We start from the raw sequence: 15,784 nt of genomic DNA on the forward strand, positions 1-15,784 counted from the left end.
ATTTCACCGCCAGGGGCATTTTTTTTCGTTGATATGTTTGTCAAAATCTTCTTTAAAATATTTTAGCGCACTTTGAAGAGGTTCCATCGCTCCTGGTGCCAGGGCGCAAAAAGTATTGCCGGGCCCCAGATATTTTGTATGCATGTCAAGCAGCTGCAAATCTTCCGCCCGCCCTTTTCCGTTCTCCATAGCAAGTAATATTTTTTCAGTCCAGGGCAGTCCTTCCCTGCAAGGGGTACACCAGCCACATGATTCCTGTGCAAAAAAATGTTCGAGATTATGGACGAACCCGACAGGACAGGTCTGGTCGTCGAGAACGATCATGGTACCGGTACCTAACCTGCTCCCGGCCGCAGCAACCGACTTGAAATCCAGCTTTACATCCATATGTTTATTGACAAGAAAATCGGTAGAAGCACCTCCGGGCAACGCCCCTTTAAACTGGTAACCGTTTTTCATTCCTCCTGCATGCACTTCAATCAATTCCCGCATGGTAATTCCCATTGGCAGCTCCCATAAACCGGGATTGTTCACACGCCCGCTTACACCATACAGCTTGGTTCCGGCATCACTGCCAGGGCTCAGGCCTTTAAACCAATCGGCACCATTGTTGATTATATGCGGAATGTTACAAAGCGTTTCCACATTATTTACAATGGTCGGCTTGCCGAACAAACCGCTAATTTGTGGAAACGGAGGTTTGGTTCTGGGCGTAGCGCGTTTTCCTTCAAGGGCATTGAGCAACGCAGTTTCCTCGCCGCATATATATCGTCCAACGCCTGTATGCAGGTACATTTCAAGATTATAACCGCTCCCAAGAATATCGCGACCCAGGTATCCGGCAGCATAGGCTTCGTCAATGGCATGGCGTAGCAACCGGGCAGCTTTTTTGTAGGCCCATCTTAAAAAGATATAGGAAATATTGGCCTGAATAGCAAATGCAGATACGATCATTCCTTCGATCATCTGGTGCGGATTGCCTTCTAAAAGCAAACGGTCTTTAAATGTACCTGGCTCCATTTCATCTGCATTCGCTATCAGGTATTTGGTGGGCGAAGTGTTGTTCATCGGAACAAAACTCCATTTCATGCCCGTATTAAAACCTGCACCTCCCCTGCCCTTCAAATCAGAATCCTGCACCAGTTTGGTAACCTCAGCCGGAGTCATTGATTTTATTGCTTTGTGCACAGACTGATATCCTCCTTCCCGTTCATAATCTTTCAGATTTAGAGCGGGCCGGTTGGAATTAATAAGCCGGGTAAGAGGCGTTTCCATTCGCTTATTTGTATGCGTCTAAAATTTCGTCGAGCTGGTCTGCCGTCAGGTCTCTGTATAATTCGTGATGGATCATACAGGCAGGTGCGTGGTCACAGGTACCAAGGCAGGCATTGGGCAAAAGTGTAAACCGCCCGTCCGTTGTTGTTTCCCCAAAACTGATATGTAATCTGGCTTTCAGCTGTTCATAGATTTTTTCATAACCCATAACATAACAGCTGATACTGTCGCAAAGCAGAATAACGTTCCTGCCAACAGGTTTGCGAAAAACCAGGTTATAAAAAGTAGCAACGCTGTCCAGTTCTTCCGGCGACATTTCCAGGTAACCCGCAATGGTATGCAGGCTTTCGTCCGAAATCCAGCCACGGTGATGCTGCACAATTTTCAGCGCTTCGATGCACGCCGCTTTACGATACGGAACAAGTCCGATTTCCACGTCAATTTCTTCTTTTTCTTCGGCCGTCAGCAAAATCGGGCTCATAACGTTGATTTTCATTCCTCTATCGGTCTATATCTGCCAAAACATAATCGATACTTCCAAGAATTGATAATAAATCTGCTACTGTATATCCCTTGCTTATATAAGGCAGCATTTGCATGTGCGGAAACGACGGAGTCCTGATCCTGACCCTGTAAGCCGACGTATTTCCATCGCTTGTCAGGTAATAACTATTAGCGCCCTTCGTTGCTTCAATGCAGCTCATGGCTTCTCCCGCAGGAATTACAGGTCCCCAGCTCACATTGAGAAAGTGTGTAATGAGTGTCTCGATATCTTTCATTGTGTTTTTCTTGAGCGGAGGTGTTGCCAGCGGATGATCCGATTTGTAAGGGCCTTCGGGCATATTTTCCAGGCATTGTTCTATAATCCGCAGGCTTTGCGTCATCTCTTCAACACGTACAACGGCGCGATCATAACAATCACCGTTTTGTGCTGTTGGAACATCAAATTCAAAATTCTCATAACCGGAATAAGGTTGTTTTTTCCTGAAATCCCATTCAAAACCACAGGCACGCAAACCCGGACCGGTTACTCCCCATTCAATAGCTTCTTCCAGTGTGTAAATTCCTATCCCGACAGTACGGGCTTTAAAAATACTGTTCTGCATCACCATTCTATGATATTCCCTGAGCTGTTTAGGAAAATGATCAATGAAATTACGAACCAGTTTATCCCAGCCTGCCGGCAAATCCTGGGCAACCCCACCAATCCGGAACCAGTTCGGATGCATGCGTGCGCCGCAGATGGCTTCAATAATGTCAAAGATCTTTTCCCGGTCGGTGAACATGTAAAATACTGGTGAAAGTTGTCCCAGATCCTGCGCAAATGTGCCATACCAAACAAGATGGCTCGCAATACGGAATAATTCACAAAGCATCACACGAATCACTTCCACACGCTTTGGAACCGTAATTCCTGCCAGTTTCTCAACCGCCAGCAAATAAGCCAGATTATTCATCACGCCACCGAGATAATCCACACGGTCTGTGTAGGGAATGTATGTGTGCCACGATTGCCTTTCACCCATTTTTTCAGCACCACGATGGTGGAAACCAATATCCGGAACAGCGTCCACAATATCTTCACCATCAAGCTGAAGTATGATACGAAGCACGCCATGTGTACCGGGATGCTGTGGCCCCAGGTTAAGAAACATGAAATCCGCATCATCGCTTTGCCTTTTCAAACCCCAGTCTTCGGGATTAAATTGCAAGGCCTGCTGTTCCTTATCCTGCTTTTCGTCCCAAAGCCGGAAAGGCCCCATTTCAGTCGCTCTTGCCGGGTGTTCTTTTCGAAGCGGATGCCCGTTCCAGGTTAACGGCATCAATATACGTCGCAGATGCGGATGGCCTTTAAAGTCAATCCCAAACATATCATAGACCTCTCTCTCATACCAGTTGGCATTTTCCCACAAAGAGCAAATGGATACAATCGAAGGAAATTCACCTTTCAAAGCAACCTTGAGACGGATAAAACTATTCCGTTCAAAAGAAAGCAGATGATATACAATTGTAAAGTCGGGAGGCACCGAACCGTTGGATCTGGCTTTGGCCTTGTTTCTTTCATCAATTGCACAGAGATCAAACAAAAATGTAAATGGCCTGGTAATTTTACTTTTGAGATGAGTCAGTATCTCAATTAATTTCTCACTTTTTACCCATAATGTAGTAATCCCATCAACTGTTTGTTGCTGTGTTAAACCTGATTCGCCGAAAACCGAAATCAGTTCCTCCGCCAAGCCTGAACGATCATTCATGCTTTTCCTGATTATAATTTCAATAATGCACCCGACCTGCTTTAAATGGTATCAGGCGTGCGTATCCCGATCAAATTTTTTCTTTGTTCCTTTTTCTCTTCCTTCATTACCGGTTTCTCAGGCCTGATAATTCCCTGGTCACCAATTGCCCAGCTTAATGGCCGCTGTTCTTTTCCAACCGAATCTGCCAGGAGCATCAGCCCCTGCATAAATGCATCCGGGCGGGGCGGACAACCAGGCACATAAACGTCCACCGGTAAAAATTTGTCGACTCCCTGAACCACGCTATAAATGTCATACATCCCGCCCGAGTTGGCACAGGACCCCATGGAGATCACCCATTTGGGTTCCATCATCTGCTCGTGAAGCCGTTTGATAATCGGTGCCATTTTAACAAAAACAGTTCCTGCAATGACCATCACATCGGCTTCTCGCGGCGTTCCTCTAATTACTTCTGCACCAAAACGGGCAACATCGTATTTACTGGTCAGGCTGGTCGCCATTTCAACGAAACAGCACGAAAGGCCAAAATGAAACGGCCACATGGAATTCTTTCGTCCCCAGGCCAGCAAATCCTGTACTGTTGTGAGCATTATGCTTTGCTTTACCGATTCCTCAAAAGAACCGGTTCCCTGAACTGCATTTGCGGGTTCGGAAGGTTTACTTAGCCACCATTTCATATTGCAGGTTTCTTTATATTCAGTTTTCGGTAAGCTTTCAGGATTTTCTTTCCATCCGGACCAAAATCCAGTGCACCAATACTCCATTCATAGATCAGAACGGCAAATAACAGCCCGATAAAAACACAGATACTTAGGTAACCCTGCCATCCCAGTTCTTTAAATGCGAGAGCCCATAGCACAATAAAAACAACCTCAATATCAAAAATGACGAACATCATGGCCACCAGATAAAATTGGGCAGAGAACCGCAGTCTTGCGGATCCGGTTTCTATAACGCCGGATTCGTAAGGCTGGCCGGTTGCCCTGCCCTCATGATGTTGTCCCAAAAAATAAGAAAGCGAAATAATAAAAGTTAATAAAATCAAAACCAATGCCGCATACAGCCAAAAAGGCCAACCTGGTGTACCAGACGAATCTAATTCATTCATATTCTATATATTAGAAAACGATATGAGCTAAAAAGTTTTTTTTAATTGATATTATCCAGCGTATAAATTGACGGGATTATCAGATTCCGGTAATAAAATGTTCCAGGTTTCCGATAATGTATTTCTGATCTTCGATGATATACTTCACGACATCACCAATAGAAATGATGCCGATAAGCAATTCGTTGTCGATAACGGGCAGATGCCTGATAAATTTGTCAGTCATCATTGACATACAATCCTCTATACTTGTGTCCGAAGATACCGTAATGGGATTTTGAGTCATGATTTCACTTACCATGATCTCTTTGGAGGCTTTTCCTTTCAGGATAACTTTACGTGCGTAATCTCTTTCCGTGAAGATCCCGACAAACTTCTCCTGTTCCATGACCAGGAGTGCACCGATATTTTTTTCAAACATCAGTTCCAGCGCTTCGAAAACAGTATTGTCCGGATGGATCACAACCGGGGCCGTTTTTTTTGTTTCGAGGATATTTCTGACTTTCCCCATAATCACCTCCTTTCTTATATAGGTTTAGTAATCACTTGGTTAATATAAAATTATAAAAAAATTATTATATGAATATTTTTTATAATTTATTTTTCGATTAAAAAAATCACGGGTGTCTTTTCGGAACTGGTTTTGTAGTTAAGTTTATTGTAATTCCATAATTGCTAATAATCAGGTATCGAACGCCGGCGCCTTGCGTCCTTCCCTTTTTTCTATTCACTTTTCCCTCTGAGTGTTTTTTATTAGAAGGCCGGGCGTTCTATGTTTCGGACTATGCCTGGGAACGGTGAATATACGAACTTAGCTCCTGGCCAATAATTGAATTAAAATCAATTATCATCATTCGATATCTTGTTTTATCTGCTCTTTGCAACATGTTTTGTAGAATTTGAAACAAAATTGATAGCCCTTGTAACCAGGTTTAACAGACTTTTGTGCTTCTACAAATCGGACACATTAAAACATCCAGCTATGATTGCTCCGGACTCCCGACGTATTCATTCTATCGACGTTATAAGGGGCTTAGCCCTGTTCGGCATACTTGTCATGAACATCCAGACTTACACATTATTCGCATTTCTCCGTCCTGAACAGGTATATGCATTACATCTTGATGTGCCGGAAATATACGCACCGGTCCAGTTTTTCATTCATCTGTTCTTTAAAGGCCAGTTTTATACCATATATAGTTTTCTGTTTGGCATTGGCTTTTATCTGATGATGCACAAGAACCGGAATAAAGGCGTAGGCAATCCGGCCTGGAACAGCAATAAAATTTTCAGACGCAGGTTATGGGTCCTGCTTGGGTTTGGAATTGTACATGCATTCTTTTTCTGGTTTGGGGACATTTTGCATAAATATGCCTTGATGGGTTTTACACTTTTATATTTTAATAAAAAACCAATTTCCACAATTATCAAATGGATTCCCGGCCTGATAACATTTGTTATTTTATTCCAGATTACCAGCACCATTTTCTCTCCGGCCACTACTGAGTCCGTTGCAGCAGGTCAGCAGGAAATGGATAAAATAATTATGGAGGTTGTCAATACATGGCAAAATGGCTCATTACCGGAGGTAATGTCCTTACAAAAACTTGGTGTTGCGATGTTATATTTTGTGGGAGCAGAAAAGGGAATGCCAGGATTTGTGCATTATGAGATCATGTTTTTACTGGGGCTGATCGCAGGCAGAATACACTTTTTTCAACATCTCAAAACGTTTAAGACTGCATTTACCCGAGTTGCCTGGCAAATACTTCCTTTTGCATTAATACTAAAAGGTATTTCCTGCATCCCGGTATTAAGCCAGCATTTATTGCCAGGGGATCTTCAAAAATTTGAAAGCCTGATCTATTCACTTTCAGAATTTATGGCGATTCCGTTACTAACCATCGTTTATCTGATTTTTCTAACCATCCGGTTTTCCGGTACACCTTCCAATTTCTCCGTCTGGATAGCCAATACCGGCCGTATGGGACTTACCAATTACCTGGCTCAGACGCTTTTCTGTATGCTTGTTTTTTATGGCTATGCAGGCGGACTGGCTGGAAAGCTTACCCTTTTGGAATCGTTTATTCCGGTATTTTTAATTTATTCATTTCAGGTATTTTACAGTAATATGTGGTTGAAGTATTACTCGACTGGCCCGATGGAAGGATTATGGAGAAGAATGGCTTATCCCAAAAACAAAAAGCTGGAAGAATTCAATAAGCACATTGCCAATATGCAACAAAGCAAAATGATAAAATGATGACGTTTCCGGAGGGAAATCGTCAGACTGAATATCAATATAATGACTGGATTCGATTTTTTCTGACCCAACTAATCGGATTGGTTTCAAAAAATAAATAAAGTGAAAAAGAGTATCATTTATATCGTTTTAATATTATCCATTTGGAATTGCAGGCCGGATAAATCATTTCATAATTATATCCTCGACGAAAGCCGGTCGGTAGTTGAATGGACGGGCTATCTCAGGAATGGTGATTCCAACAGTGGAACCATTGCTGTGAAAAGTGATAGTTTTCTTATCAAAAATGGCAAAGTGCAGGCCGGTTCGTTTTCTTTTCCTTTGTCTTCCCTGAACAATACTAATTTAACGACGGACGAATTAAAAGATGAATTGATACAACGTCTGCAAAGTCCGGATTTCTTTGATATGGCCCTGGACCCGAAGATCAATTTTGTGATTACAAAAGCGGTAACGTATCCGGGTTCAGGACAAAAAATGAAAGACGGAATTCCCGGTACCCAATACCTCGTAAGCGGTAACCTGACCATTCTGGAAAAAACCAATCCGGTATCGTTTCCTGCAAAAATCGTTTTGGAAAATGATTCTGTTGCCGTGGAAGGAAAATTAAAGATAGACCGTACCAAATGGGGAATGACTATCGCGAGTGATGATTCGTCCCCGGACAGCCTTTATATTAAACCTGAAATTGATCTGCACATCAAGTTATTTGGCAGCAAAATATAGTAAAGAAATCCGTTTCCCTCAACTATCCGGAGTCATTGCCGGCTTTTGCCGGTGATGGCTTTCTATAGAAACTGACCGTTGACATACATCCTTCTCTCTTCTGCTCGGACTTAAATAGATTCTTTTCCAGTTCATCCAATAAATTATAGAGGAAGATAAACCGGGTGAACAAGTAGTATAATCCATTCAATTACTTCTGTTTATACATTTGATTTTTGTATAAACTTCACTAATTTGAATCTTTAATATACGGCAAAACCAAAAAATAATATGGATATGAAAAAGATGTATTTCCTTCTGGCTTTTGTTTGTGCCGGAATGCTGCTGCTGGCTAATACCAGTCGTTTATCCGATGGAAAATATGGTTTAATTGTTGGAACACCTCAAATTAAATCAATCAGTTCACTGGCTTTTGGGCCGGAAGGCGTTCTGTTCATCGGGGATTCTAAAAGCGGGATGATTTTCGCCATGGATACCAAAGATGCAGGCGCGACCAACTCAGCGCCCGATGTTGAAATCAAAAACATCGACCAGAAAATAGCATCCATGCTTGGAACCGAAGTACAAAATATTACTATTCAGGATATTGCGGTTAATCCGTTATCCAAAAGTATATATTGCGCCGTCCAGCACAGCGATGGGACGCCTGTTCTGTTTAAAATTACAGGAGATAAAATCGTGGCAGTAAGTACAAAAGAAGTTCCGTTTTCAAGTCTGGCGCTGAACAATGTACCGTCTGAAGATGCAAAAGACAAAAGAGGAAATCCAATCCGGGTTTCTGCAATTTCTGACATTGGTTTTGCTGATGGAAAAGTGCTGGTAAGCGGCTTGTCGGGCCAGGAATTCAACTCTACTTTCCGAAGCATTCCATTTCCTTTTACCGACAAACAGGATCAGTCTACACTTGAAATTTATCATGCAGCTCATGGCAAATATGAAACACTGGCACCGATCAGGACTTTTACCACAGCTGAAATCAGTGGCAAAAAATATCTGGTAGCCAGTTACACCTGTACGCCGCTGGTTTTGTTTCCACTTGATGAACTGAAACCGGGAACACATGTAAAAGGCAGAACAGTTGCCGAAATGGGCAGCGGTAATTCGCCGGTGGATATGGTTACGATGAAAAAAGGGGGAGAATCATTTCTGATGATGGCCAATTCGAGCCGCCCTGTATTCAAGGTAAAATACAAAAGTATAGAAACTTACCAGGGCTCACTCACAACACCAGTGGAAGAAAATTTCGCAACAGCTGGCGTTGACTTTGTTTCATTACCTGTTACCAATGTGATCCAAATGGATAAACTTGATGACACCCGTATGATTTTATTACAACGCAGAACGAATGGAAATCTGGATTTATGGACTTCCGGTGAGCGCTTTTTATAAAAATTTTATGCAGAAAAAGATCAGGCCATTGGTAATATATGGCCTGGTCTTTTTTGTTTTTGCAGTAAATCCATCCTGCACCAAAGGTGATAAAAACAATAAAATCACTATTCAATGGAAGGATAAAAAAGCAGTTGGAATTGTTATTTCCGGTGGAATAGTTGAGACTATAAATCCTGATTATCCTGAAAAATTATTAGAAGTACGTTTGACCGCAGAAAAACCGGTTCCAATTTTGGGAGAATATTCTTTTGATAATCAAACAATTACATTTAATCCGTTGATCCCTTTTACCCACGGACTGCATTATGAAGTTTGGCATCGAAACCTACGGATAGGCACGTTTTTCGTTCCCGCGGCAAATTCAGCAGATGCACCAACTCTGCTCGGCATTTTTCCAACAGCCGATACATTACCGGAAAATCTGCTCAAAATCTACCTGCACTTTTCCCAACCTATGCGGGAAGGGCAATCCGCTCAATATGTAACTTTGCTGAAAAACAATTCAGATTCCATACCGGGTGCTTTCCTTGATCTTCAGCCCGAACTTTGGAATAAAGACCGGACAATTCTTACTCTCTGGCTTGACCCCGGAAGGATTAAAAGAGATTTGCAACCCAATAAATTACTGGGAGCTCCTTTGAAGAAAAATGCAAATTATACAATTACAGTATCTGCAAAATGGCCGGATACAAATGGAGCCAAACTAGTAAAAACATATACAAAAACTTTTGTCACAAACGTGCGTGACAGCCTTTCACCCAGGCCAATGCTGTGGAAAGTGAATACTCCACCGATGAATACCAAACAACCTTTAACCATAGCTTTTGGTGAGCCGCTGGATTATAGTTTGTTAAAAGAAGCGTTAACAATTCTTACGGCAGATGAAAAAAACGTGAAAGGTACATGGCAGATCAGTGAAAAAGAAAGTAAGAGTGCGTTCACACCGGATAAAAACTGGGAATCAGGCAAATATGATTTAAGAATCGAAACCAGACTGGAAGATCTGGCAGGAAATAACCTCAACCGCCCGTTTGACAGGGATAAAAGCCAAAAAGAAAACAAAGATCCCAAAGATTTTGACCATGTTTTATTCCGGATTGAAAACTGAGATTTGGTAAATGGTTCATATTAAAAGCCATGAATCCCCAACCTTTTCCTGGCTGAGTATTCATGGCTTTTTTCCTGATCAGGACTTAATCTTTTTTAATTGACATTAATCACTTTTACATAGCGGAAACCTGACAGGTACACGACCCGGACTATATAATTTTTATTATCCTTCATTGCAATCTGAGTGGAAAGCTCTCCCTTGCCATCGGTTATCGCACTTTCAGATTTCAGGATATTTCCATTCAGATCATAGATATAGATGGTGACAGGTTCCAGTTTACTGAAATTCTTAAGTTTAACAGAAACCGGTTTGCCAAAACTTGGATTTGGATATACTTCCATATTATGTCCCGGTTCTTTAATTTCATCATCTTCGCCTTTTCCAATCCGGGCCAGATCCTTTTGCAATACGTTATTCATGTCGATTTCTCTCACGGTATTATCCATTGTTGTTACGATGAGTTTTGCGCGCAAGGACTGATTTTGCAAAACAGATGAGCGAACATTAAAGAGAACCTGATCGTCTTTGTATATTTGCAAAGGTGTTGCATCAGTCGGAAGAGTAATATCCGCAATTTCAAATTTCGATGCATCTTCTCCCTCTATACTGATACTTTTTACATCAAGTACCCCGTCACCGCCATTACCTAATGTAATTTCATACTTTTTGTTTTGGGTTTCAATGTCGGCTGTTGGCTCATTGGCAGATTCCGCAGCAACACGTATGGCAGGTGCAGAACCGGTTTGTACCCGCAGCAGAGTAATTTGAGTCACAAGGTTTGGACTGTCATTCCAGTTATATTCAATCACGTATAAGTTACCATTCTCCTGATCTTCTACAATATCAAGGGGATTACCAAAACCCGACATACCAACCAGGCCGTTATTACCCGATCCGGTAGTTACTTTAACAATATCATAAATGCCGTCGTCAATTCCCGTATAAGTAGTTTTCACCAAAGATCCCGGCTGCATCACCGCAATATCACCTCCACCCGAAAACCGGCAAACCAGGATTTTTCCTCTCAGAAGGCCGCCGAATGTATTGCTTTTGTACTCAATAACACCGTTTGGAGAGTTGTTCAAACCAAAATCATAAGCCGCAGGACGATAACCGGCGTCGGCAATAATAGATGGTAGGTACTTTGGATTGTCGTCACGTCCACGATTTAATACATATTCGCCACGGGTTGGGTTGGGATGCCCGAAGTAACCAATATTTCTGGCAGGATTGATTCGGAACAACCAGTCATGCTGTGGCTGAATTGCCTCTGTTGCGGGTATGGCCGGTCCATTGTATTTATCGCCGTTTGGCCTGCGTGTACCTGCTACCGAAGCAGGAGAGTTACCACCACCACCGGAGCCATTTGTTGGCAAGTATAACTGGCCGTTTGTGTGCCAGAGTAAATCATACGCATTTCGTACGCCCGATCCGTAAATAGTCAGCGGCGCCTCACTTCCGTAAGGATTGTAAGTGCCGTCGCTCATTCTGGACGAAACGGTTGGTGCATTGTTGATCAGGCTCTGGGTTGTTGTAGTTTGTACATTTAAAGGCAATGCGAATGCACCGAGCTTGTTCAGGTCTAACCTCAGAATAGCTCCTGACAACAGCGACTCATCACGCTGCCAGTCCGGGTCGGTTCTTCCGGCTGAGTTCATACTGCCCTGGCAAATATACATGGCACCATCAGGCCCGAAAGCAAGGCTGTTCACCAGGTGGTCCCTTCTTGAACGTGGCAGTTTAGTAATTACCAACTGCACATTTTGCAGATTGTTACCTGACAAACGGGATATATTACCATCATAAGAAGGAGCCGCCGAAAGCCCAGACGAACAATGTGAAACCCATGCAATTAAGTTAGAAGCTGTCGAGGTCTTGTCAAAAACCAGCCCGATAGCTGAACGTTTGCCATAGGTATTTATCAGTGTATTGATAATTTGCTGGCCAGACAACGAACCGTCTGCATGATTTATAGTATATCTTTCAATGGCTCCGTCCAGCCGTAAAGCATAGAACTTCCCATCCGGCCCAATTACAAGAGAGGTATATTTTTTATTTTGCGTACCGGGAACTGCAATTTTGGTAAACCTGGCCGCCAGAACATTACCTGAGTCAATTTTACCCGCTGCTGTTGTAAAAGTAGCTTCATACGGCGCCAGGGAAGCACCGGTGTAAGATCTGACACCCGGCGTAACCACAAACCTGTAAACGGTATTGGCTTCGAGCCCGCTTGCTGGTGTAAAACCTATGGCATCACCGCCGCCAGTTCCGTTGATAACCCCTTTCAGCTTAGAATATACATTGTCAACAAGCTTGTATAATTGTACTGTATTGCTGTCAATAGTACTGTTATCTATCCCACCCTGGTAGCCCTCTACCGCAGGAACATGCAGGTTATTGGCTGATATGCTGGCTGTGCTCAGGCTTACGTTGGTAGCACCATTTACCGGATTGGAAGAAATGACATAAGGTTTTGAACCATCCACTACGTTGATCTGAATATCCAGTGTTGCGCTCGTGTAACCCGATGAGGTTGCCTTAATGGTCGCTTTGTAAATACCAAGGGCCAGGTATTTAGCTGCTGTATAATTAAAACTTACATTAGCCTGCGCCCCGGATTGTGCGGCATTAAAAGTGAGCCATCCCGTTGCACCGGCACCATAAGTTACAGAAAGAGAATAATTAGAAGCACCACCTGTGGAGCTGCCTAATATTAACGACAATATTTTATTTTCAATCGTTTCTTTTTCAATGATCAGGTTTGAAGTTTTGGTGGCCCAGAATAAATATGGTGAAAGCGAAACAGGTACAACACTGGCAAAATTAATTTTCGTATTAGTACCACCGTCAGCGTTAATAGTCAAAAGTTCATCACTTACAGTCACTCTTTTCTTGGCCTCTTTAAACCTGGTGATTGTCCCCCTGGCTCCTGTCGGCGCGAATCTGTTAATTGTATTTACTCCTTCGATATTGATAGTGTGGTATTCCGGAACAGTGTTTACCAGTCCGTCACCTACTGAAACGGTTACGTCATAAGTACCGTTAGGGACTTTCATTTCCCAGAAACCTTCCGTTTTTACACCAGGAAATGTTCCGCTGACATTATTGGCCTGCATATACACTAAAGTTGCCAGCAGTACGTCATCCGGCGTATTACGGTCAAATCCGTTTCCTACCAGACTTAATGGTGTTCCGTCCGATCGCCTTTTCCAGCCAAATTGTAACCCGGCTGATTGGTATTTACCTGATCGCAACCCGAATGGCTGGCCGTAATCCCGAATATAAGTAAGAGGCGGAATAGTGGCTGCATCCTGAAAATTGAAATTCGCAGTGGAAACCTGTAATCTGTCTACCACGTGCAGGTCTACCAGTAGTGTTGCCGGCTGATACCCGGCTGCACTAACTGTGACCAAAGCCTGGTAATCACCTGCATCTATATTTGAATTAATATTTGACGCGCCAAAATTCAAAGTTCCTGAGTTACCAGGCAAGGTAAGCCAGCTCGCCTCGGTTTTAGACAAACTATAAGCTGTTGTTGCGGGATTGGATGTCAGGTTAACCGATTGTGTTATTACTGAAGAACCTTTCAATACCGTAAAACTTAATCTGTCTTTTGAAAAAGCAAACGTTTTATTTGTTGTGGAACCTGCTACGCTAAAATTATAGGCACTTGTAATTGTCGTATTATTATTGGCATCTACCGCTTTGACATTCAGTGTGTATGTGCCTGTGGTGGCAATGACAAACGGAGCCGTGTAATTTACATATTCACTGTTATTAATGGAATACTGAAGTGCTGCCAAACCCGAGGAACCTATGTCGGAAGCAGTCAGGAATATCTGTACCTGGCTGGTATATACTCCCGGTGACTGAAGCGTGCCTGCAAACCTTGCCCCGGCCGTAGGCGCAGTCCAATCCGAAACAGGCGTTGCCGGACTGATTTCGATAAAATTGATCTTGGTATGTATCCCTCCTACCGCATCAACGGTCAGTTTGCCGTCATTGACCTGGACCGTGGAAGTCGAAATCCTGAATTTGTTGGATGTTGTGGCAATAAAATCCGTGATGGTTGGCAGTCCTTCCACATTCACCTGGTGATCGCTATCAATAAAATAATAATCCCCTGCACTCACCGACACACGATACATCCCGTTAGGAACCATCATTTCCCAGTCGCCAGGCACCTCGCCTGGCCTGAGGTTTTGCATTTCTACTTGTGAAAGCTGTCGCACATCGCCAGTACCGGTCCGAAGGCGCATGTTATTACGGAGATCTATGGGTTGTTTTGTTGTCGGGCTGATCCATCCGTATTTGCGGACCGGATCAAAAGGAAGGCCAATTTCGGATGTGTAGCCCGGAAGTACCGGACTTCCTTGCGGCCTGAAACTGAAATTTATTGCCTCAAATGGCGGAGTATTTACTTCCAGTTCCCTCACAGCAAAATCATCAAACGTATAAGTTTCACTTGTGGTGCCGTTCCGGTAAGTTGCGAAAATACCTGAAAAGGCCTCTCCGTTGTTGATACCCATTGAACTGATATCAAGGCCAGGACTTGGGTAACTTGCTCCTACATTAACAAATGTTGCGCCGTTATCTATTGAATAAAACCCATTTACAGTACCGGCTACGGAATCAATCACCATTCTAAGTAATACCGTTTTAGTACTTAATCCGCTGACAGTTGCTGAAACACGGTAGTCCGGATTGGAATTACCTGTAACTGTACTGCTTACATCATTTTTTTCTTTTCTGAGTTCAAATTTACTATTTGTAATACCTAGTTTTATATAGGTTTTATCATCCAGACCGTACAATAGCCCGGCCTGCTGAGCCTGAGATTTATTGATCGGATTGATAACCTTGACATCTAACTGCAGTTTTTTGTTTTTCCCTGTCTTCACTCCAAGGGAATTGATCTGATTGTTTTCCTCCCTGAAATTGATTCCTTTGCTCGCCATCAGTACCAGACTCCCTCCGGTTACTGTAATCCTGGATTGTTCGTAGCCTGGTACCTGAGGGTTTGATGGCTGTCCATCGGCCGCTATCCGGGTTCCTGAATAAGGCGTGGCAACTGTAAAACCAGTTCCAACTCCGTTTTTATCTGGTATAGTTCCCGTTATGGCGTTAGTAAATGAAAGGTTAAATGGAAGGCTTACCTGTAAACCTGCACACGCAATGGTACTGACAGGAGAACAGCCATCTGCCTGCGGATCCTGATCATCCGGGGCAACAGCATTGTTATACGTTCCGGGTAAAGCTTTACTAAAAGTATCATAATAAAATACACATGATACCAGAACAATCAGGTACGCCCTTAAGGCTACCAAAGAAGTAAATTTAGTGTTCATTGCGTTATGGTTTATTTTAAAATACTCGATGAAACTTGTAGCGTGTATAGTGCTTAAAATCAGCATACTTTTCTTGCCTGTCTTTTTAAAGAACCTGCATGAATTATTAAGCCGGGTGTGTCAGTTACGGTGTACCTATGACGCGTTTCAACATGCAGCACTTATTCAATGCGATGGCAAATGATGTCTTGTTATAAAATGGTGGTTTGAAGATTCCTATTTTAGGGCCCGGTTTATATTTCCAATAAAGTACCAACTAAAATCTGCTACGCTGAATTACTAATAAACACCTTGATATCAGGC

The 15,784-nt window shown here is 42.9% G+C and carries 11 protein-coding genes; 4 read left to right on the forward strand and 7 right to left on the reverse strand.

Features of this window, described 5'->3' with window-relative positions:
* Window positions 1–3: 3 nt before the first annotated feature.
* From nuoF to KZC02_RS02570, 6 genes are all read right to left on the reverse strand, one after another.
* Window positions 4–1,275: an NADH-quinone oxidoreductase subunit NuoF gene (gene nuoF, locus KZC02_RS02545; RefSeq protein ID WP_221392665.1), complete on the reverse strand. Its 1,272-nt coding sequence runs from the start codon at window positions 1,273–1,275 to the stop codon at window positions 4–6.
* A gap of 4 nt (window positions 1,276–1,279) precedes the next feature.
* On the reverse strand, window positions 1,280–1,771 hold the full coding sequence (nuoE, locus tag KZC02_RS02550) for an NADH-quinone oxidoreductase subunit NuoE (RefSeq protein ID WP_229253965.1): 492 nt from the start codon (window positions 1,769–1,771) through the stop codon (window positions 1,280–1,282).
* Between the two features lie 4 nt (window positions 1,772–1,775).
* Complete coding sequence (nuoC, locus tag KZC02_RS02555) at window positions 1,776–3,530, reverse strand: NADH-quinone oxidoreductase subunit C/D (RefSeq protein WP_221392666.1); 1,755 nt, start codon at window positions 3,528–3,530, stop codon at window positions 1,776–1,778.
* Window positions 3,531–3,571: 41 nt separating this feature from the next.
* Complete coding sequence (nuoB, locus tag KZC02_RS02560) at window positions 3,572–4,210, reverse strand: NADH-quinone oxidoreductase subunit NuoB (RefSeq protein WP_221392667.1); 639 nt, start codon at window positions 4,208–4,210, stop codon at window positions 3,572–3,574.
* Window positions 4,207–4,641, reverse strand: coding sequence for an NADH-quinone oxidoreductase subunit A (locus KZC02_RS02565; RefSeq protein WP_221392668.1), 435 nt, complete (start codon window positions 4,639–4,641; stop codon window positions 4,207–4,209). Before KZC02_RS02565 ends, nuoB begins: the two co-directional genes overlap by 4 nt.
* A 79-nt stretch (window positions 4,642–4,720) precedes the next feature.
* A complete protein-coding gene (locus KZC02_RS02570) occupies window positions 4,721–5,152 on the reverse strand; it encodes a CBS domain-containing protein (RefSeq protein ID WP_221392669.1) in 432 nt (143 codons plus the stop codon).
* Between the two features lie 471 nt (window positions 5,153–5,623).
* Between KZC02_RS02570 and KZC02_RS02575 the strand changes: the two genes are divergently transcribed.
* The 4 genes from KZC02_RS02575 (at window position 5,624) to KZC02_RS02590 (ending at window position 10,130) form a co-directional block, all read left to right on the forward strand.
* On the forward strand, window positions 5,624–6,904 hold the full coding sequence (locus tag KZC02_RS02575; RefSeq protein WP_221392670.1) for a DUF418 domain-containing protein: 1,281 nt from the start codon (window positions 5,624–5,626) through the stop codon (window positions 6,902–6,904).
* A gap of 102 nt (window positions 6,905–7,006) precedes the next feature.
* Window positions 7,007–7,630, forward strand: a complete 624-nt coding sequence (locus KZC02_RS02580; RefSeq protein ID WP_221392671.1) for a YceI family protein — start codon at window positions 7,007–7,009, stop codon at window positions 7,628–7,630.
* Between the two features lie 276 nt (window positions 7,631–7,906).
* Window positions 7,907–9,019 carry a hypothetical protein gene (locus KZC02_RS02585; RefSeq protein ID WP_221392672.1) on the forward strand — a complete coding sequence of 371 codons (1,113 nt, stop codon included), beginning with the start codon at window positions 7,907–7,909 and terminating at the stop codon, window positions 9,017–9,019.
* Window positions 8,976–10,130, forward strand: a complete 1,155-nt coding sequence (locus tag KZC02_RS02590) for an Ig-like domain-containing protein (protein ID WP_229253966.1) — start codon at window positions 8,976–8,978, stop codon at window positions 10,128–10,130. Before KZC02_RS02585 ends, KZC02_RS02590 begins: the two co-directional genes overlap by 44 nt.
* Window positions 10,131–10,225: 95 nt before the next feature.
* Here the strand turns inward: KZC02_RS02590 and KZC02_RS02595 are convergent, their stop codons facing one another.
* Entirely contained in the window at window positions 10,226–15,481 is a 5,256-nt protein-coding gene (locus KZC02_RS02595; protein ID WP_221392673.1) for an OmpL47-type beta-barrel domain-containing protein, read from the reverse strand.
* Window positions 15,482–15,784: the final 303 nt, after the last annotated feature.

It is taken from the genome of Dyadobacter sp. NIV53, from assembly GCF_019711195.1.
Lineage (GTDB): Bacteria > Bacteroidota > Bacteroidia > Cytophagales > Spirosomataceae > Dyadobacter.

Bases quoted from the DNA above. Each gene is read 5' to 3' on its own strand.
- nuoF (WP_221392665.1), bottom strand. From the start codon at position 1,275: ATGGAAACGCCTCTTACCCGGCTTATTAATTCCAACCGGCCCGCTCTA.
- nuoE (WP_229253965.1), bottom strand. From the start codon at position 1,771: ATGAAAATCAACGTTATGAGCCCGATTTTGCTGACGGCCGAAGAAAAA.
- nuoC (WP_221392666.1), bottom strand. From the start codon at position 3,530: ATGAATGATCGTTCAGGCTTGGCGGAGGAACTGATTTCGGTTTTCGGC.
- nuoB (WP_221392667.1), bottom strand. From the start codon at position 4,210: ATGAAATGGTGGCTAAGTAAACCTTCCGAACCCGCAAATGCAGTTCAG.
- KZC02_RS02565 (WP_221392668.1), bottom strand. From the start codon at position 4,641: ATGAATGAATTAGATTCGTCTGGTACACCAGGTTGGCCTTTTTGGCTG.
- KZC02_RS02570 (WP_221392669.1), bottom strand. From the start codon at position 5,152: ATGGGGAAAGTCAGAAATATCCTCGAAACAAAAAAAACGGCCCCGGTT.
- KZC02_RS02575 (WP_221392670.1), top strand. From the start codon at position 5,624: ATGATTGCTCCGGACTCCCGACGTATTCATTCTATCGACGTTATAAGG.
- KZC02_RS02585 (WP_221392672.1), top strand. From the start codon at position 7,907: ATGAAAAAGATGTATTTCCTTCTGGCTTTTGTTTGTGCCGGAATGCTG.
- KZC02_RS02590 (WP_229253966.1), top strand. From the start codon at position 8,976: ATGGAAATCTGGATTTATGGACTTCCGGTGAGCGCTTTTTATAAAAAT.
- KZC02_RS02595 (WP_221392673.1), bottom strand. From the start codon at position 15,481: ATGAACACTAAATTTACTTCTTTGGTAGCCTTAAGGGCGTACCTGATT.